This is a genomic window from Streptomyces sp. NPDC014764 (genome assembly GCF_043082785.1).
GTDB lineage: Bacteria > Actinomycetota > Actinomycetes > Streptomycetales > Streptomycetaceae > Streptomyces > Streptomyces althioticus.
Genome location: NZ_JBIBXY010000002.1, coordinates 460,306 through 479,599 on the forward strand (window position 1 = coordinate 460,306; position 19,294 = coordinate 479,599).

A 19,294-nucleotide genomic window follows, 5' to 3' on the forward strand; every position below is an offset into this window, starting at 1 on the left:
CCCCCAGTGGCTTCACCCTCGCACGCGCCACTGACAACCAGAGGATCGCATTCCGTTTCCAGGGCGGGCCGGGCAGCCCCCGGAACGCGAACGGATGCGGCAGTTCAGGACACCGGCCGTGAATCCGCCCACATCTGCTCGAACTCCTCGCGGTAGGTGGGGAAGAGACCGCCCTCCTCGATCTCACCCGGCTTGACCACCTTCGTCCCGTTACGCAGGACCAGCACCGGCGCCTCCATGCCGCGGGTGCGGCGCAGGTGGTTCTGCACCACGGCGATGCCGTCGGAGCCGTCGCCGTCCACCAGATAGGCCGTGCAGCGCGGGGTCTCGTCGTAGACCTGGATCTCGAAGGCCCCCGGGTCGCGCAGCCGGGACCGCACGCGGCGCATGTGGAGGATGTTCATCTCCACCGACCGGCCCAGCTCACCCCGCTTGATGCCCAGTTCGCGCTCGCGCCGCTTGACCGCGCTGGAGGCCGGGTTGAGGAACAGCAGCCGCACCCGGCAGCCGGACTCGGCGAGCCGCACCAGCCGGCGGCCCGAGAAGTTCTGCACGAGCAGGTTCAGGCCGATGCCGATGGCGTCGAGCCGCCGGGCCCCGCCGAACATGTCCTCGGCGGGGAACTGCCGCAGCAGCCGCACCCGGTCCGGGTGCACCGCGACCACGTCGGCGTACCGGTCGCCGACCAGGTCCTCGACCGCGTCCACCGGAAGCCGTCGCGCCGAGGGCACGTCGCCGCCCGCGCCGAGCATTTCCAGCAGCCGCGCGGAGGCCCGCTCCGCCTGGTTCAGCACCGCCTCGGACAGCGCCCGGTTGCGGGAGACCACGTTGCGGGTGACCTCCAGCTCGTCAAGCGCCAGCTCGACGTCCCGGCGGTCGTCGAAGTAGGGCTCGAAGCACGGCCAGTGCTGCACCATCAGCTCGCGCAGCTGCGGCAGGGTGAGGAACGACAGCACGTTGTCGTCGGCCGGATCGAGCAGATAGCCCTTGCGGCGGCTGACCTCGCGCACGGCGACCGCGCGCTGCACCCACTCCTGTCCGGCGGGCCCGGCGGCGGCGACCACCCAGTCGTCGCCGTGCACGGGCTCGTAGATCGGGCGCAGCACGGCGGCGACGACCGCGCGCAGCCGCTGCTCGACCAGGTTCAGCCAGATGTAGGCCCGGCCGGCCCGCTGCGCGCGCGTGCGCACCTCGCGCCACGCGTCCGCGCCCCAGTCCAGCTCCGGTCCGATCGCTCCCGCGTCCATCGGCCGCGCCAGGGACACCGCACCGGGCGGGACGTCCGTGGAGCCGCTCCCCTCGTGACCCTCGTCACCAGGGGGCAGTTCCAGCCCTCCCGAGCCCACCCGCGCACCGCCTTCCAGTCCCCCGAGCACTCCCCGTCCAACGATCAAGGAGAGTACTCCGCATGCGGTGCGGGATGCAGCCCGATGGACAGGGTCGTTTCCCAACTTCCCACGACCACGGGACCGTTCCGCGTCCCGCGGTCCGGCGAGTGAGCAGGTTCATACCGGAAATCCCGGGAGGTGCGGCCGGCGGCGGCCTGGGCATGGGTAAGAGGTGGACCCGCCCTTGATCCCGCCCGTTCGGGGAGACACGGGGACACTCGGAGCCAAGGCGTCCCCACCGGCGCCGTACACCTGAAAGAGTCGTGTCCATGCAGGTCTGGCCTGGCGAGGCGTATCCGCTCGGTGCCACGTACGACGGCGCCGGAACGAATTTCGCGGTCTTCACGGAGGCCGCGGACCGAGTAGAGCTGTGTCTGCTGCACGACGACGGCTCCGAGACCGCGGTCGAACTGCGGGAGAGCGACGCGTTCGTGCGGCACGCGTACCTGCCCGGGGTGATGCCCGGGCAGCGGTACGGCTTCCGTGCGCACGGGCCGTACGCCCCCGAGCGGGGGCTGCGCTGCAACTCCGCGAAACTGCTGCTCGATCCGTACGCGCGTGCGATCAGCGGCTCGATCCAGTGGGGCGAGGAGGTCTACGGCTACCACTTCGACGACCCCGGACGGCGCAACGACCTGGACTCGGCGCCGCACACGATGACGTCGGTCGTGGTCAACCCGTACTTCGACTGGGGGGACGACCGGCGCCCCCGGACGGAGTACCACCACACGGTGATCTACGAGGCCCACGTCAAGGGCCTCACCATGCGCCACCCGGGGCTGCCCGAGGAACTGCGCGGCACGTACGCGGGCCTGGCGCACCCGGCGATCATCGAGCATCTCACCGAACTGGGCGTCACCGCGCTGGAGCTGATGCCGGTCCACCAGTTCGTGAACGACCACCGGCTGGTCGACCTGGGGCTGAACAACTACTGGGGTTACAACACCATCGGCTTCTTCGCCCCCCACAACGCCTACGCGTCCTGGGGCGACCGGGGCCAGCAGGTGCTGGAGTTCAAATCGGCGGTCAAGGCGCTGCACGAGGCCGGGATCGAGGTGATCCTCGACGTGGTCTACAACCACACCGCCGAGGGCAACCACCTGGGCCCCACGCTGTCCCTCAAGGGCCTCGACAACCCCTCGTACTACCGGCTGGCCGAGGACCCCCGGTACTACATGGACACCACGGGCACCGGGAACTCGCTGCTGATGCGGTCCCCGCACGTGCTCCAGATGATCATGGACTCGCTGCGGTACTGGGTCACCGAGATGCACGTCGACGGGTTCCGCTTCGACCTCGCGGCCACCCTGGCCCGGCAGTTCCACGAGGTGGACCGGCTGTCGTCGTTCTTCGACCTGGTGCAGCAGGACCCGGTGGTCTCCCAGGTGAAGCTGATCGCCGAGCCCTGGGACGTCGGCGAGGGCGGTTACCAGGTGGGCAACTTCCCGCCGCTGTGGACCGAGTGGAACGGCAAGTACCGCGACACCGTGCGGGACCTGTGGCGCGGCGAGCCGCGCACGCTCGCCGAGTTCGCGTCCCGGCTGACCGGCTCCTCCGACCTCTACCAGGACGACGGGCGGCGCCCGCTCGCCTCGATCAACTTCGTCACCTGCCACGACGGCTTCACCCTGCACGACCTGGTGTCGTACAACGAGAAGCACAACGAGGCCAACGGGGAGGACAACCGGGACGGCGAGAGCCACAACCGGTCCTGGAACTGCGGGGCCGAGGGCGACACCGACGACCGGGACGTGCTGAGGCTGCGGGCCCGGCAGATGCGGAACTTCATCGCCACGCTGATGCTCTCGCAGGGCGTGCCGATGATCAGCCACGGTGACGAGCTGGCGCGCACCCAGCGCGGCAACAACAACGCCTACTGCCAGGACACCGAACTGGCCTGGCTCGACTGGCCGGCCGCGGAGGACGAGGAGGACGGGGCCGGCGGGGCGGAGGCGGAGGACGGGGCCGAGGGAGGCGACCTGAGGCGGCAGCTGCTGGAGTTCACGCGCGCGATGGTGTGGCTGCGCAAGGACCACCCCGTCTTCCGGCGCCGCCGCTTCTTCCACGGCCGTCCCGTGGAGGGAACCCACGACGACCTCTCCGACATCGCCTGGTTCACGCCCGAGGGCGCGGAGATGACCCAGCGGGACTGGGAGTCGGCGCGGGCGTCGGCGCTGACCGTGTTCCTCAACGGCAACGCCATCTCCGAGCCCGGGCAGCGCGGGGAGCGGATCACCGACGACTCGTTCCTGCTGATGTTCAACGCCTCGCCGAAGCAGCTGGACTTCGTGGTGCCCGTGGACCACGGCGCCCAGTGGCAGGTGGTGGTGGACACCGCCCGCGAGGACGGCGTACCGCCGGGAACGGGGCCGAAGGTGTCGGCGGGGACGCGGCTGACACTGGCGGACCGGAGCCTGACGGTGCTGCAACGGCCCGCGTGAAGGCACTCCCCCCGGGGTGCTGCCCTTGACACCCGGGGCCGGGAACGGGAAGGGGCGGCGGGGGCGAAAGCCCTCCCGCCCTCACCCCGAACGGAGCAGTCGGCGCACGACACGCGCCCACGCGGGTACGTACGTCCCCATGACCTCTGAGCGCCCCGACCCCGCAGTCCCGACGGCCACCTACCGGCTCCAGCTCCAGCCCGCCTTCCCCTTCCAGGCAGCCGCCGAAGCCGTGCCGTACCTGGCCTCGCTCGGCGTGTCCCATCTGCATCTGTCGCCCGTCCTGGAGGCGGTGCCCGGCTCGCAGCACGGCTACGACGTCGTGGACCCCACGCGCGTACGGGAGGAGCTGGGCGGCGAGGAAGGGCTGCGGGAGCTGTCCCGCACCGCGCGGCGGCACGGGCTCGGGCTGGTGGTGGACATCGTCCCGAACCACATGGCGACGTCCCCGCGCCACAACCCGGCCCTGTGGGAGGTGCTGCGCGACGGCCCGTCCGCGCGCCGGGCCCGCTGGTTCGACATCGACTGGGAGGCGCAGGGCGGGCAGGTGCTGCTGCCGGTGCTCGGGGGACCGCTCGGCGAGGAGGCCGGCCGGCTGAAGGTCGACGGGGACGTGCTGCGCTACTACGACCACTCCTTCCCGCTGCGCGAGGGCACGGCCTCCCTGCCCCTGCCGCAGCTGCTGGACGCCCAGTGGTACCGGCCCGTGTGGTGGCGGCTGGCCCGCACCGAGCTGAACTACCGGCGGTTCTTCAGCATCTCCGAGCTGATCGGGGTGCGGGTGGAGGACCCCGAGGTGTTCGAGGCGACGCACGCGAAGATCCTGGAGCTGCTGCACGAGGGCGTGGTCGACGGGCTGCGCGTGGACCACCCGGACGGGCTCGCCGACCCCGGGACGTATCTGCGGCGGCTGCACGAGGCGACGGACGGCCGCTGGACGGTGGTCGAGAAGATCCTCGCCGACGGCGAGGCGCTGCCCTCCTCGTGGCCCGTCGCCGGCACCACCGGCTACGACGCCCTGCGCCACGTCGACGGGGTGTTCCTGGACCCGCGCGGGTTCGGGGAGCTGGTGGGCCGCTACCGGGCCCACGCGGCCCCGCAGACGGACCGGGGCGGCGAATGGGACGCCACGGTGCGGCGGGCCGCGTACAAGGTGCTCACGCACGAGCTGGCCACCGAACTGGACCGGCTCACCCGGGTGGCGGCCCGGCTGTGCGCGACCGCCCCCGAGACCGCGCTGCGGGACCGCGCGCCCTGGGCGCTGCGCACCGCGCTGACCGAGCTGCTGGTGCGTCTCGAGGTGTACCGGCCCTACTCCCCCGAGGACGCGGCCACGGTGGTGACCGCGGAGGCGGCGGCCGAGGCCCGGCGCGCGTTCGCCGTCCCGGAGGAGGCGGGCGCGGTCGACGTCGTACGGGACCTGCTGCTCGGGCGGTACGGGGACGGGTCCGCGTACGTGGAGTTCCGTACGCGGTTCGCGCAGACGGCGTCGGCGCTGCGGGCCAAGTCGGTGGAGGACACGGCGTTCTACCGCTACGTACCGCTGCTGTCGGCGACGGAGGTGGGCGGCGAGCCGGGCGGCCCGGCGGTGGAGCCGGGGCGGTTCCACGCGTACTGCGCGCGCGTGCAGCGCGACTGGCCGGCCACCGGGACGGTGCTGTCCACGCACGACGCCAAGCGCAGCGCGGACGTGCGGGCGGCGCTGCACGTGCTCACCGAGTGCCCGGAACGCTGGGCGGACGTCGTCGCGGAGGTGTCCCGCGCCGGGGAGGCGGTGCCCGACGGGCAGACGGCGTGGGCGGCCTGGCAGACGGTGTTCGGGCTCGGCCCGGCCGAGGAGGAGCGGGTGCAGGCGGCGCTGCTGAAGCATGTGCGTGAGGCGGGCCTGTTCACCAGCTGGACCGAACAGGAGCCGCCGTACGAAGAGGCGGTGGCGCGGTTCGTGACGGCGGGTCCGTGCGGGGTGCCGGGGCGGAAGGTCGCGGAGCTGCGGGAGGCGCTGGAGCCGCACATCCGGGCGAACGTGCTGGGCGCGGCGCTGGTGCACCTGACGATGCCGGGCGTGCCCGACGTCTACCAGGGCACGGAGCGCGAGTACCGGGCGCTGGTGGACCCGGACAACCGGCGGCCCCCGCGGTTCGGCGAGGACGGCGGTGACGGAGAGGCGAAGGAGGCCGTGACCCGGGCGGCGCTGGCGCTGCGGGCGCGGCGGCCGGAGGTCTTCGGCGCGTCGGCGTCGTACGAGCCGCTGGCCGCCGAGGGTCCGGCGGCGGACCACTGCCTGGCGTTCGCCCGCTCCGGCTCGGTGGTCACGGCGGTGACCCGCCTCTCCCTGCGTCTCGCGGAGGCGGGCGGCTGGGGCGACACCCGGCTGCCGCTGCCTCCGGGGCGGTGGACCGATGTCCGGCAATCCGGGCGGGACTTCGAGGGGGCCGTGCGGTTGGCAGAGCTGTTCGCCGCGTCGCCGGTGGCGCTGCTGGAGCGGGCGCCCGAGTGACGGTGGTTCCGACTGTGGGGGCGCTGTGCGGGGTCGGTGCCCGGTCGGCGCACGGCCGTTGCGGACCCGCTGGACGCGCGGCGGGCGCGGGACGGCCGACGTGCGGGAGAGGGCCGCGACGTGCCTCCGAGCGCCCCCTGGCGGCTCCCCCGCACCGCCCTTGACACCGTCTCGCGGCCGTGGGGTACTGCGCAGTGCGAGTGCGGGCGGTGACGGGGGGTGGGTCCGCTGCGGGAGTCGCGCTATCCGACGGTGGCCGAACTGGTCTTCTCCGCCCGGGCGCTGGCGATCCAGTGGCCGGGTCTGTGTGTGCTGCGGCAGGTGGGGGTGTCCCGCGGGGGACGGCCGCTGCACCTGCTGTCCGTGGGACGCGCCCGGCACGCCGTCCTGGTCGTGGCCGGCGCCCACGCCAACGAGCCCGCGGGCAACGGGACGCTGCTGGCCCTGGCCCGGCGGACCCTGCTCGAGCGGGAGCTGCGCGACGGCGTCTCCTGGCACTTCCTGCTGTGCGCGGACCCCGACGGGGCGAGCCTGCACGTCACCCCGGCGCCCCGCAGTCTGTACGACTACCACCTGGGGTTCTTCCGCCCGGCCGGGCCCGAGCAGCCGGAGTGGGCGCCCTCGGTGCTGCCCGCCGACCGGCTGCCCCCGGAGACGCGGGCGCTGACCGGGGTGATCGACGAGCTGCGGCCGTTCCTCCAGGTGTCCCTGCACGGCACGGATCTGGGCGGCAGCTGGGTGCAGTTGACGCGGGACGTGCCCGGACTGGCGGAACCTTTCGCCAAGTCGGCGGCGGAGCTGCACATCCCGGTGGAGACGGGCGCGTCGGACGCCGCGGGCTGGCCCGCGTCGGGTCCCGGCGTGCACGTGATGCCGGCGCCGGAGGCCGCCCCGGCCTATCCGAGCCTGAGCGACGACGCCCGGCACAGCACCTGGTACCACGCTCACCGGTACGGCGGCCTGACGGCGGTGGTCGAGGTGCCGATGTGGGCGAGCGACCTGGTCGACGACCCGGCCCCGCATCCGGCTCCGGACACCGCGATGCACGCGCTCGCGGAACGGCTGCTGCGGGACGCGGACGAGGTGCGGCGCGTGCTGGAGGACGTCCGTCCGGGCCCTCCGCCCGCCGAGGCCCACAGTCCGCTGCTGACGGCGGCCACCTGGGTGCTGGAGCTGGTGCCGGGACTGGCCGCCGACCTGGTCCGTACCCCGCCGGCCGACGGCACCCGCGCCTACGTCGGCAGCGTGGACGCGTTCGCGCGCCGGGTGCCGCTGCGGGCGGCGGCGATGCTGCGACGCGCGCTGCGCGACACCGACGCCCAGGCGGCGGCCCGCCTGGACCGCCTGGTCGCCGACTGGAGCGACGCCTTCGCCACCCGCTTCCGCGCCCGCTGGGTCCCGGTCCGCCATCAGGTGGAACACCAGTCCCGCACGGTGGTCGCGGCTGCGCGGCAGGCGCGGGCGGGGTTGATGTGAGGGGGCCGGGGCGGCACGCCGCCCCGGCCGGGTGGGACGCGGGGCAGCTCCCCTGTGACGGCCGACGGCCCGCGCCGCTGCCCGGCTCGCCGCCCGGCGCGCGCTGAGCGCTCCGGCACGCCTTGCGGGGGTGCCCGACGGAGCCGACGACGCCTGCACGGGGCAGGCGCGTCTCCCGGCCGCCACAGCCCCGTTACCGGGCCCCGCAGGGCAGCGCCCCGCACCGGCGCCCCAACACCCCGGCGCACGCAGTGCCCAACACGGCCTCACCCGCCGTCAAGGGCGGCTCCCAGCCCTGCCGGCGTGCCCGACGGAGCCGACGGCGCCTGCACGGGGCGCGCGCGGCTCCCGGCCGCCACAGCCCCGTTACCGGGCCCGCAGGGCAGCGCCCCGCACCGGCGCCCCAGGACCCCCGACGTCGCGCGACGCCCAACACGGCTCACCCGCCGTCAAGGGCGGCTCCCGGCCCTGCCGGCGTGCCCGACGGAGCCGACGACGCCTGCACGGGGCGCGCGCGGCTCCCGGCCGCCACAGCCCGCTTACCGGGCCCCGCAGGGCAGCGCCCCGCACCGGCGCCCCAGGACCCCGGCGTCGCGCGACGCCCAACACGGCTCACCGCCGTCAAGGGCGGCTCACCTCACCGCGGGGCTACACGCCGGCCGCCCCGGCGCCAGGTGTCTCACGTTTCGTCGAGCGCGAAGAGCGCCCCCGTGCGGGCGCGCAGCGTGCAGGTGTTCGGGAAGGTCTCCGACCAGCTGACCGGGCGGTCGCGCCACATGCCCTGCGCGTGGGCGGTCACCGGGGCGTGGATCATCGGGCAGAGGGTGTCCTCCGCGGGGAGGGCGGTGATGCGGCCGTCCGCGGCCGACAGCTGCGCGCAGGCCTCCTCCGCGTGCGGGTGGCCGCCGCCGGGCGGGTCGCACCGCAGCAGTGTGCCGCCGACCGCACCGGCCGCCGGGGTCTCCCCTTGGCTAACGCCGAGCATCAGCCAGTTCCCGGGTTGCGGCGGGGTGTCCGCGTGGGCGGAGGGCGTCGCGCCGGCGAGCAGGAGGAGGGCGGCGGCGGACAGCCCCGCCCCTACCGTCATCACTGAGGTGTGCGTCATTCCCGGTGCATCGGCACGGCGGGCCCGGGACCCCAGCCCGGCTCACCCGAACGGGAGGCTCCGGGTGTCCTCCGTACGGCCAGGGCGCACACGGCGCGGATCACCCGGGCCTGGTACTCCGCCTGGCGGTCCACGGGGATCCAGCGGGCGCCGAGCGTGTTCCGGAGGTCCGCGCAACGCGCGTCAATCAGCCGGTTCAGCTCGGGCAGCGCGTCGGCCGGGTCACGTCCGGCGCGGGTGACGAGCTGGTGCAGCAGGCCTGCGGTGCGCAGGGCGAGGCGCCTCCCCGCGAGGCGCAGCGCGGCCAGGCGGGCGGTGGTCATGGGCGGCAACGGCCGTGCAGAATCGTTCCGGCAGTCGGGGTCCCAGGCGTCCGCGAGGCCCGGGCAGACCAGGAGGTAGTCCTCGACCGGGGCGAGCAGCCGGTCCGCGTCGGGCACGCCCGCGGCGTACGGGCGGATCCGCTCCGCCAGCTCGCCGAGCAGCCCGGTGTCCCGGCGCAGGGTGCGGCTGACGGACCGCAGCTCCGCGTCCGGGTCGGGGTGCGGGGCGCCGTTCCCGACGGAGGCGACACCCCACATCGGCGCCTCCACGACCGCGGTGACCGTGCCGTACCCGTAGGGGTGGTACCACGTCGACTCCACGGCCGCCTCGGTGATGGCGGCGGCCAGGTCCCGGCGCCGCGGTGGCGGTACGAGGTAGACGGCGGGGCCGAGACCGGGCCAGTACAAGGCGTCGTACGCGCCGAGTTCGCGGGGCACGCCCAGGCGGGCGGCGACGGCGGCGACCCGGCGGTCGAGGCCCGGCAGCTCGTGGGTGAGCTCGACGAAACCGCCGCCGACGTCCACACCGTGCAGGGAGCACTGGAGGAAGGGGCGCAGTTCGTCCTGGAGGGCGAGCAGCGCGCGGGTCTCCGGCAGCGCGGCGGACGCGGCTCCGTCCGGCAGCCACTCGGGCTGTTCCAGGAAGCCGGGGCGGTAGAAGTTCCGGAAGTGGCGGCCGAGGGTGTAAGGGCCGGTCAGCCAGCGCTCGTTGTGACGGAGGCCGTCGGGGTCGAGGCAGAGCAGCAGGTTCCAGGTGACGTCGGCGCCGTCGGTGAAGCGGCGGTCGGCGAGGGCGTGCTCCGCCAGCCGCAGCACGGTGGCGCCGCCCACCGGTTCGTTGGCGTGGGGTCCCGCGACGACGAGGGCCTGGCGGCTGCCGTGGCCGACGATGAGCAGCCACAAGGGGGTGCCCGCGCGGGAGACGCCGACGCGGCGCAGGCGCGCGTCGCGGGGATGGCGGGCGGCGAGGGCGGCGGCCCGCGCACCGAGTTCGTCGACGGTCGGATAGCTCAGGAGGGGCGTCAGGTCACACCTCCACGAAGCGACGCCGTCGTCCACCGGAAGTACAGGCCGTGCGGGGAGTGCGGAGATCGAGCGGGGAGTACGGGGAGTGCAAGGCGCCCCTACAGTCAGTCACGCGGCCGGGGCGGCGTCAACACCGTCACCCACCAACAAAGTGTATATGCCCGTCAGTTGACGGAGAGACGGTAGACGATCCGGCCGAACCCCACCTGGTCCCCCTCGCGGACCACGGCCGCGCCGACCACCCGACGGCCGTTGACCGTCGTGCCGTTGGTGGAGCCGAGGTCGCGCAGCACCCACAGGCCGCCCTGATGGGTGAGTTCGGCGTGCACGCGGGACACCGTCTCGTGGGTGAGCCGCAGCCCGTTGGCCGGATCGCGCCCTATCCGCAGCGGGTGTCCGTGCGTGGGGTGCGGCAGCAGCAGTTTCGGCAGCTTCTCGGCCCGCCAGGCCCCGCGCAGCCGCACGGTGAACCCGGAGACGGCCTCCACCGAGCCGAACACCACGCGAGAGAAACGGCTCTCGCGCGGCAGGTCCGCGGTGAGCGCGGCGAGTTCGTCGGCGCGCCGCGCCACGAGCGCCAGTTCCATGCGCCGGATGAACGTGTCGTGGGAGAGGCGGCCCTTGGCGACGCCGTCCCGCAGCACACTCAGCGCCTTGTCGCGCTCCGCGTCGGAGAGCCGCGCGGGGTACGTGGAGAACTCGAAGGACGACGTCACGCGGTCGATTGTCGGTCAGCCGAGGGTGAGCTGTCCAGAAACCCCGTAAGCGGAGGGAGGGCCCCCGCCTCGGGGGGGGGTACGCCCGCTCCCCCACGGGCCCGGCACGCGCAGCTCGGGCGACACCCGCCGCAAAACGGCGGATCCCCCGGCGAATTGATCTCCGATGCCGCACGATGGAGGCGCTTCATCACGGTGAGCAGACGAAGGGGAACCGTCCGTGCAGTTCGAGGTGTGGGCACCACAGGCCGGCCTAGTGACGCTCCGGTGCGACGACGTCACGCGCGCGTTGGAGCGTGATCCCGAGCGGGAGGGGTGGTGGCGGGGGGAGGCCGAGGCGCACGACGGCTCCCGGTACGGCTTCACCCTGGACGACGGTCCGGTGCTGCCGGACCCCCGGTCGCGCCGCCAGCCCGACGGCCCCGACGGGCTCAGCGCCGTCGTCGACCACGACCGCTTCGAGTGGAGCGCCGAGTGGTCCGGACGCCCGCTGCCCGGCGCGGTGCTGTACGAGATGCACGTCGGCACCTACACCCGCGAGGGCACCTTCGACGCCGCCGCCGAACGGCTCGGCCACCTCGCCGACCTGGGTGTCACCCACGTGGAGTTGATGCCGGTGTGCCCCTTCCCCGGGCGGCACGGCTGGGGGTACGAGGGCGTCTCGCTGTGGGCGGTGCACGAGCCGTACGGCGGGCCCGAAGGGCTGAAACGGTTCGTCGACCGGGCGCACGCGCTGGGGCTCGGCGTCGTCCTGGACGTGGTGCACAACCACCTGGGCCCGTCGGGCAATTACCTGCCGCGGTTCGGTCCGTACTTCACCGACACGCACCACACGCCGTGGGGCGTGGCGGTCAACCTGGACGCGCCCGGCTCGGACGAGGTGCGGGCGTACCTCGTGGAGAGCGCGCTGGCGTGGCTGCGCGACTACCGGATCGACGGACTGCGTCTCGACGCGGTGCACGCGCTGGTGGACACCCGCGCGCGCCACTTCCTGGAGGAGCTGTCGCAGGCCGTGGACGAGCTGGCCGCCGACACCGGCCGGCCGCTGTTCCTGATCGCCGAGTCCGACCTCAACGACCCTCGGGTCATCACCCCGCGCGACCGGGGCGGCTTCGGCATCCACGCCCAGTGGAACGACGACTTCCACCACGCCCTGCACACCGCGCTGACCGGCGAGTCGCAGGGCTACTACGCCGACTTCGCACGCGCCCCGCTGGCGGCCGTCGCCAAGACGCTCACCGGGGGCTTCTTCCACGACGGCACCTACTCCAGCTTCCGCGGCCGGCACCACGGGCGGCCGCTCGACCGCACCCGCGTGGCCGCGCACCGGCTGCTGGGCTACAGCCAGACGCACGACCAGGTGGGCAACAGGGCCCAGGGCGACCGGCTGGCCGCGCTGGTCTCCCCCGGACTGCTGGCCTGCGCGGCGGCGCTGACGCTGACCGCGCCGTTCACGCCGATGCTGTTCATGGGCGAGGAATGGGCGGCGGGCACGCCGTGGCAGTTCTTCACCGACCACACCGACCCGGAGCTCGCGAAGGCGGTCAGCCAGGGGCGGCGGCGGGAGTTCGCGGCGCACGGGTGGGCGGAGCAGGACGTGCCCGACCCGCAGGACCCGGCCACCCGTGACCGCTCCTGCCTCGACTGGTCCGAGCCGGAGCGGGAGCCGCACGCGCGGATGCTGGCCTGGTACCGGCAGCTCCTCGCGCTGCGTCGCGAGCAGCCCGACCTCACCGACCCCGACCTCGCCGACACCAAGGTGGCCTACGACGAGGACCGGCGCTGGCTGGCCTTCCGCCGCGGCGACGTCCGCGTGGCCGTCAACGTGGGCGCCGGACCGGCCGACATCCCGCTGGGCTCCCGGGAGGCCCGTGTCCTGGCGGCGTGGGAGCCGGTGGACGTGCCGGGCGCGGACGGTCTGCTGCGGCTGCCCGGGGAGTCGGCGGTGGTGCTGCTTCAGGAGTGAGGCGGGCGCGGGGCGGGTCCGCCCGCTCCGCGCGTCGGGACGCCCTCGGTGTGCCGCGTCACGGCGCTGCGTCGCTGTCCCGGAGGTCGGTGACGCGTTCCAGCATGATGGGCTCCCAGGCGCGGCGGAGGCGGGTGCGGAGCAGCGGCAGGGACGCCGTGTCGTTGTGGACGAGTGCCTCGGCGAGCTGGATGACGCAGTCGCAGCGGGCCAGCCACAGGCCGCGCAGGCAGGGGCGGGGGCCGTAGCCCGCCAGCGTGGCCGCGCGGACGGCGGCGGGGGCGCCGACGGCACGGGCCAGGCCCGCGATGTCCTCGGCCGGGTCGCCGACCACCGCCGTGTCCCAGCCGAGCACCCCCCGCACCCGGCCGTCCGCGCCGACGACCAGGTTGCCGCCCGTGAGGGCGTGGTGCGCCAGCACCGCCGAACCGGCCTGCGCGGCGAGTTGCACCGTCGCGGCCTGGGTGAACTGGCGCAGCCGCGCCGCCTCGAACTCGTCGGCCTTGTCGAGCAGTTCGACGGCCTCCCCGGCCGCCCGCCGCAGGGTCTCGAGCGAGCGCGGCGGCACGCGGGGCACGCCCAGCGACTCGGCCTGACGTACCGGCACCTGGTGCAGCCCGGTGAGCAGGGCCGCCAGGTCGGTCTCGCCTACGGCCGACACGGTGTTCTCCTCCGCCGTGCCGCCGGGCAGCCGGGTCTCCAGTGTGCACAGCAGGCCGGGCGCCCACTCGCTCTGCGCCACCCCGACGGGCAGCGCCACGGACACGTGCGGGCGCACCACCTCGCGCAGCCGCAGCTCGCGACGCCACCGCACGCAGGTCGCGCGGTCCGGGGCGAGGCGCAGCACGTGCCGGGTGCCGACCAGCCAGGTGGTGGGGTCGGCGCCGTCGCCCGCGGGCCGCACGTCGAGGGCGGCGGCGGACGCGCTCGTGCCGTGCCCGCTGTCCTTGAGCAGGGACCGGGCCAGTCGGCGGACGGTGTCAACGGTGGGTGTCGGTGCCTGGGTCATGGTCGCGCCGTAGCCGTTCGGGAGAGGCAGGGTGGGGACGGGGCGGAGGGCCGGTCGGTGCCGCTCAGTCGACTATCACCATCCCCCGCTCCGTGTCGTTCAGCCGCCGCCCGCCGTCCTCCGTGACGGTCACGATGTCCTCGATCCGCACCCCGAACCGGCCCGGCAGATAGACGCCCGGCTCGACGGAGAAGCACATGCCGGGGACGAGCGGCCGCTCCTCGCCCTCGATCATGTACGGCGGCTCGTGGGTGGTGACGCCGATGCCGTGCCCGGTGCGGTGGATGAAGTACTCGCCGTACCCGGCGTCGGCGATGACCGCGCGGGCCGCCCGGTCGACGTCCTGGCAGGCCGCGCCCGGCCGCACCGCGCGGAAGCCGGCCTCCTGCGCCTCGCGCACCAGGTCGTGCACCCGGCGCTCCTCCTCGGTGGGCTCGCCGACGTGCACCGTGCGGGAGGTGTCCGAGCCGTAGCCGTCCTTCAGGCCGCCGAAGTCGAGGACGACCATGTCACCGCGCCCGATGCGGCGGTCGCCGGCCTCATGGTGCGGGTTGGCGCCGTTGGGGCCGGAGGCGACGATGGTGAAGTCGACCTGGGAGTGGCCGGAGCGGCGCAGCAGCGCGGCGAGGTCGGCGGCCACCTCGGACTCCGGACGGCCGGAGAAGCGGACGTTCCTCATCTCCTCGAACGCGGCGTCGGCGGCGGCGCCGGCCGCGGCGAGCCGCTCCAGCTCCGCGGCGTCCTTCACGGCGCGCAGCATCGGCAGCGCATCGGTGAGGGAGACGTACGAGCTTCCGGGGAGCGCCCGCTGGAGCCCCAGCAGGTGCAGCGCCCACGCGTTGTCGCTGACGCCGAACCGCCCCCGGTCGTCGAGGAGGTCGGCGGTGAGGGCGTAGGGGTCCCTGCCGTCGGTCCAGTCGCGCAGGGCGAGGGCGGGCGCGCCGGTGGCCTTCTCGGCGTCCGGGGCCTCCAGGGTGGGGACGACGAGCACGGGTTCCCGGCCTGCGGCCAGGACCAGCAGGGTGAGCCGCTCGGTGACGGCGGGCGGTGCGTACCCGGTGAGCCACACCAGGTCCGGGCCCGGGGCGACGAGCAGCCCGGCGAGCCCGGCGTCGGCGGCCTGCCGCGCCGCCCGGTCCATACGGGTCCTGTAGTCGTCGGCGGTGAAGGGCACGGGCGCGGTGCCGGTCATCCGGGTGCCTCCCAGGGGCGGACGTCGGGGCTACGGGCAGCATCCTGCCCGCCGAACGGGTACGGCGCGAGCCGGTTGCCGGGGTTGCCCCCGGAGCCGCCCCGTCCGGAGGCGGAATCGCCGGCTCCGTCAGGCGCCGACGCGCCCGTGCGCCCGTGCGTCCCGCTGCGGCCCGTGGCCTTGCGAGACCACCCCCTCACGTGAGGATTCCGGGAACCGCGGTCAGCTGCCGATAGCCCCCGGTGGGGTGCCGGACGGTCAGGCGGACCGGTGTGCCCGGCGGGGTGCGGGAGACCTCGTCGGCCAGGTCCGCCGCCGTGTCGACGCGGGTGGCGCCGACGGCGAGCAGCAGGTCGCCCTCGCGGAGACCGGCCGTGTGGCCGGGGCCGGGGTTCTGCACGCCGACCACCAGGGCGCCCGGCCGACCGTCGTCGGTCACCTCCACCCCGAGCCGGGCGGAGAGGGCCGGCCCGGACGCCGGGGCGGGGCCGGCCCACGCGGTGGCCAGGACGCCCAGGGCGGCCCCGGTCAGCAGCAGGGCCAGTCCCGCCCCGGCCCGCCGGCCCCGCGGGCGCCCGGCGGGCGGCTCCTCGGGGGCGGCGGGAGCGGGGTCCGGCCGGGGACCGGCGTGGTCACCGGGCATCGGCCGGGGACGGAGCGCGGGGGGTTCCACGGCGGCCGGCCGTCAGACGAGGACCGGGGACGCCGGGGGCCGGTGCGGCAGGAAGCCGTGCACGCGCCCGGACAGGTACTCGTCCTTGTACCGGTCCACGCTGCGGTGCCAGTTGAGGATGCCCGCCATCCAGTTCTGCAGGTCGGTCACATAGCCCCGCATGACCGCCCGAGCCTCCTCCGAGAGCCGGAAGTCGTCGTAGACGACGGGCAGTTCGTGCTCGACGACGTGCTCGAACTGCCGCATGCGCTGGTTCATCAGGTCAGCGACGACCGGCAGCGCCGTCGCGTAGTCGATGCCGAAGAAGTTCTGCACGACGAGGACCGCGTTGTGCATCTCCCCCTCGAACTCGATCTCCTTCTGGTACGAGAACACGTCGTTGAGCAGGCAGGCGAAGTCGATCGCCGCGTTCTCCAGGGAGCGGACCGGACCCGTGCGGTACACCTCCGGCGGGACCGCGGGGCCGTGTCCGGCGCGGCACAGGCCGAGCGTGAGGTCGGAACCGAAGGTGGCGCGGCGCATCTCCAGGTAGTCCACGGGGTCCGGGACGCGGTTCTGGATCTGGTTGGACAGCTCCCACACCCACGACTCGGTCATCGTGTCGACGGCCGTCCGCAGCGGGCGGCGCTGCTCGGGCGTCATGCCGGCCGTGGTGCGGGCCCACAGGTCGACCAGGGACCGTTCCATCGCGTTGGCGGGCTCGGGCACCTCCTCGCCGTCCAGCGGCATGCAGGCGGACAGCCGGGCGGTGGTGAGCCGGGCGGCGGCCAGGTCGCGGCGGTGGCCGTAGACCAGCGGGTAGTAGTCGTCGCCGTAGGTGCCGAAGGCCAGCCAGCCGGAGGCGAGGTCGAGCTGCTCCTGCGTGGCGTCCGGGTCCAGGCCCGCCGCGCACAGGGGCAGGTCGCAGCTGGCGAGCTTGTCCTCGTCCCAGACGCCCTCGCCGAGGATTCCCATGCGGTGCGACCACTCGAGAAGATGCCGCCGGGAGCCTTCGAGGGCCGGGCTGAGGGACAGGGGGAACGGCATCCGGATGTCGGGGAGGACCGACGGGCCGACCTTCTGGTACGGCACGTGCCGGTAGGGGCGCAGCCGCTCCGAGGCGGCTCGGGCGAGCAGTGCGCCGACGTCGGCGGCGGACGTGCCGGGGCCGGTCAGGGCCTGCCAGGAGGGGCCTGGACGGGCGTTCTCGTTCATGTAGCGGCTGGAGCGCATGTGCCACTCGTGGCCGCCGGCCTGCCAGTCCTGCAGCCCCTTGGCGTACGCGGCGACGGCGGTGGTCTCCGCCGGGGTGAGCCCCTGTTCCAGGGCGACGGCGGGCACCTCCGTGAACGCGGTGTGCTCGAACTGGTGCAGCCGCGAGGTGAGGACGTCGTTGACCAGGTCGGCGGCCTCCTGCGTGGTGCAGCCGAAGAAGGTCTCCAGGACGAGCACGCCGTTGCTGAGCTCGCCCTCGTCCTCCACCTCCCGCTGGTAGGAGAACAGGTCGTTGCGCAGGTGCACGGCGTCGGAGAACGTCTCCATGAGCACCCGCAGCGGGCGGGTCCCGGCGACGGCGGCCGGCACCTCTGCGGTGGCGTACTCGACGAGACCGGCCGACCAGGGGGCGCCGCCCACCTTGCGGCGCATCTCGATGTACTCGACGGGGTTGGCGATCCGCCCCTCGTTGATGTTGGACAGCTCCCACAGGGACTCGTTGAGGAGGTGCTCGGTGGCGACGGCGAACCGGCGGCGCCAGTCGGCGGACATCGCCGGCACGGTCCGCGCCCACAGGTCGGCGAGGCCGGCCTCGACCGGGTTCTCCGGCTCGGGGACGGCCGTCCCCGGCTCCAGGGGCATGAACAGCGGCAGCCGGTCCAGGTGGGCCTTGCCGCCGACGCGGTCCTGGGTGCGCTTGTACTTCTCCAGGAAGTGGTCGTCGAAGAAGAACACCCACACGTACCAGTCGGTGATCAGGGACAGCGCGGGGCCGTCGCAGTCGGGGTGCGTGTAGGCGCAGAGCAGGCCGTAGTCGTGCGCGTCGAGGTCGGCCTGCTCCCAGACCCCGCTGCCCTCCAGCATGCCCATCTCGCGCGCCCAGGCCGTGGAGTGGGCCCGGGCCTGGTCCACGTGCGGATTGAGGCGCGCGGGGTGCGGCATGTAGAAGTGCGGGAGTTCGAAGGGCTGCGTCATGGCCGGGGGCTACCCGTGCCGCTCCGGCCGCATCCGCGGCCCGCCCAGTGATCACACCTTCGCGTGAAACCTGCCCGGAAAGGGGAGTTGAGAGCTCAGGTCCGTACCTGGATCAGCGCGTGGGTGCCGCTCGTGCGCCAGCGCCCGCCCTCCTCCGCGTCCAGTGCCGCCTCCGTGTCCGGGGCGAGTCCGGTGATCACGTCGGACTTGAGGGTGCGCAGGGCGGCGACCGCGCCCGGGAGCTGAGCGGTGACGTCGGCGAACGGCGTGGTCGGGGGCCAGTACCGGTCGCCCACGAGACGGCGGTAGTTGAGGTCGCCCTTGAAGACGGTGAGGGCGGCCTCCGCGAAGTCGGCGCGCAGGTCGTCCGGCATGTCGGCGTAGGGCAGGGGCGCGCAGGAGAACGGGTGGGCGCGCAGTTCGAGCCGGCCGTCGGTGAGGGCGGCGCGCAGGCGGCGTCCGTACGCCCCGGCCGCGCCCTTGGCGGCGGTGAGGCGGCGTACGGCGTCGAGGACGTCGGCGGTGGTGGCGTCGGAGACGTAGTACGGGTGCGGCTTGACGTGCAGAACGGCGCGGGTGATACGCCCGTGGGCGAGCAGGTGCGCGATCAGCAGCAGGTCGGGGACGAGTTCGCGGCCGGCGTTGTCGGCGACCAGGCAGAGGGTGCCGGCCGGGGAGCCGTCGAGCAGGGACCACAGGCGCTCGCTGTCGTCGGCGACCAGGGCGGGGACGGCGGCGGTCTCCTCGGCGCCCTCGGCGGACATGCGGAAGCCCAGGTCGGCGCGGTTTCCCCAGAGAGAGCCGTGCAGCAGGGCGCGGGCGCGTTCGTCCTCGGGGCGGTCGTCGAGGGCGTCGAGCGCGGCGAGTTCCTCGTCCGTGGCGGGCGCGTCGAGCTCGGCGAGCTTGGCGGGACGGAAGGGGTCGACGCCCTGCCAGGGTCCGGGTTCGAAGTAGCCGACGGCCTCGAGCAGTTGGCGGTAGAACCAGCTCTCGGACCACAGCCAGGGCACGTCGTGCCAGGAGCGGCCCGCGTGGTCGTCCATGCCCCAGGCCGCCCAGCGGTCGCGGTCGTGGGCGCCGGCGGGCAGGGGCGTGACGGCGCCCTCGGTGCAGTTCACCAGCAGGGCGTCGAGCGCGCGGCGCTGCTCCGGGCCGTAGGGGGTGTCCTCGGCGACCTGGCGGAGGATCGCGGGGTGACGCTCGGCCAGCACGCCGTACGGAAAGGTGCCGGGCTCGTCGGCGACGATCACGGGGGCGGCGGGGATGTCGGGCATGCGGCTCACCGTAACCCGCCGGGCGGCCGCGCGCCGGGC

General features: G+C 74.4%; 13 protein-coding genes. 4 read left to right on the plus strand and 9 right to left on the minus strand.

Annotation, left to right across the window (positions count from 1 at the left end; genetic code table 11):
• Nucleotides 1–104: 104 nt before the first annotated feature.
• Nucleotides 105–1,346: an SAV2148 family HEPN domain-containing protein gene (locus ACF1AG_RS07190; protein WP_369159475.1), complete on the minus strand. Its 1,242-nt coding sequence runs from the start codon at nucleotides 1,344–1,346 to the stop codon at nucleotides 105–107.
• 311 nt (nucleotides 1,347–1,657) lie between these two features.
• On the opposite strand from ACF1AG_RS07190, the gene glgX reads away from it, so the two are divergent.
• The 3 genes from glgX to ACF1AG_RS07205 all read left to right on the plus strand — a co-directional run bounded on the left by glgX (nucleotide 1,658) and on the right by ACF1AG_RS07205 (nucleotide 7,802).
• Nucleotides 1,658–3,829 carry a glycogen debranching protein GlgX gene (glgX, locus tag ACF1AG_RS07195; protein ID WP_391809436.1) on the plus strand — a complete coding sequence of 724 codons (2,172 nt, stop codon included), beginning with the start codon at nucleotides 1,658–1,660 and terminating at the stop codon, nucleotides 3,827–3,829.
• Nucleotides 3,830–3,968: 139 nt separating this feature from the next.
• Nucleotides 3,969–6,326 carry a malto-oligosyltrehalose synthase gene (gene treY / locus ACF1AG_RS07200; RefSeq protein ID WP_391809437.1) on the plus strand — a complete coding sequence of 786 codons (2,358 nt, stop codon included), beginning with the start codon at nucleotides 3,969–3,971 and terminating at the stop codon, nucleotides 6,324–6,326.
• Nucleotides 6,327–6,545: 219 nt separating this feature from the next.
• Complete coding sequence (locus ACF1AG_RS07205) at nucleotides 6,546–7,802, plus strand: M14 family zinc carboxypeptidase (protein WP_359604333.1); 1,257 nt, start codon at nucleotides 6,546–6,548, stop codon at nucleotides 7,800–7,802.
• Between the two features lie 679 nt (nucleotides 7,803–8,481).
• Here ACF1AG_RS07205 and ACF1AG_RS07210 read toward each other — a convergent pair.
• From ACF1AG_RS07210 to ACF1AG_RS07220, 3 genes are all read right to left on the minus strand, one after another.
• The gene (locus ACF1AG_RS07210; RefSeq protein ID WP_391809528.1) at nucleotides 8,482–8,892 is read right to left on the minus strand and encodes an SSI family serine proteinase inhibitor; all 411 of its coding nucleotides are present in this window, start codon (nucleotides 8,890–8,892) and stop codon (nucleotides 8,482–8,484) included.
• Between the two features lie 11 nt (nucleotides 8,893–8,903).
• Nucleotides 8,904–10,289 carry a M14 family zinc carboxypeptidase gene (locus tag ACF1AG_RS07215; RefSeq protein ID WP_391809438.1) on the minus strand — a complete coding sequence of 462 codons (1,386 nt, stop codon included), beginning with the start codon at nucleotides 10,287–10,289 and terminating at the stop codon, nucleotides 8,904–8,906.
• A gap of 131 nt (nucleotides 10,290–10,420) precedes the next feature.
• On the minus strand, nucleotides 10,421–10,972 hold the full coding sequence (locus tag ACF1AG_RS07220; RefSeq protein WP_359604337.1) for a DUF1707 and FHA domain-containing protein: 552 nt from the start codon (nucleotides 10,970–10,972) through the stop codon (nucleotides 10,421–10,423).
• 220 nt (nucleotides 10,973–11,192) lie between these two features.
• Between ACF1AG_RS07220 and treZ the strand changes: the two genes are divergently transcribed.
• Nucleotides 11,193–12,938, plus strand: a complete 1,746-nt coding sequence (gene treZ / locus ACF1AG_RS07225) for a malto-oligosyltrehalose trehalohydrolase (protein WP_391809439.1) — start codon at nucleotides 11,193–11,195, stop codon at nucleotides 12,936–12,938.
• A gap of 58 nt (nucleotides 12,939–12,996) precedes the next feature.
• On the opposite strand, the gene ACF1AG_RS07230 is transcribed toward treZ, so the two are convergent.
• The 5 genes from ACF1AG_RS07230 to ACF1AG_RS07250 all read right to left on the minus strand — a co-directional run bounded on the left by ACF1AG_RS07230 (nucleotide 12,997) and on the right by ACF1AG_RS07250 (nucleotide 19,255).
• Nucleotides 12,997–13,947: an aminoglycoside phosphotransferase family protein gene (locus ACF1AG_RS07230; protein WP_359604340.1), complete on the minus strand. Its 951-nt coding sequence runs from the start codon at nucleotides 13,945–13,947 to the stop codon at nucleotides 12,997–12,999.
• 64 nt (nucleotides 13,948–14,011) lie between these two features.
• Nucleotides 14,012–15,139: an aminopeptidase P family protein gene (locus ACF1AG_RS07235; protein ID WP_387795426.1), complete on the minus strand. Its 1,128-nt coding sequence runs from the start codon at nucleotides 15,137–15,139 to the stop codon at nucleotides 14,012–14,014.
• A gap of 196 nt (nucleotides 15,140–15,335) precedes the next feature.
• Nucleotides 15,336–15,782: a PDZ domain-containing protein gene (locus tag ACF1AG_RS07240; protein WP_387795427.1), complete on the minus strand. Its 447-nt coding sequence runs from the start codon at nucleotides 15,780–15,782 to the stop codon at nucleotides 15,336–15,338.
• A gap of 42 nt (nucleotides 15,783–15,824) precedes the next feature.
• Entirely contained in the window at nucleotides 15,825–17,981 is a 2,157-nt protein-coding gene (gene cyc2, locus ACF1AG_RS07245; protein ID WP_391809440.1) for a germacradienol/geosmin synthase Cyc2, read from the minus strand.
• Between the two features lie 95 nt (nucleotides 17,982–18,076).
• Nucleotides 18,077–19,255, minus strand: a complete 1,179-nt coding sequence (locus ACF1AG_RS07250) for a damage-control phosphatase ARMT1 family protein (protein WP_391809441.1) — start codon at nucleotides 19,253–19,255, stop codon at nucleotides 18,077–18,079.
• Nucleotides 19,256–19,294: the final 39 nt, after the last annotated feature.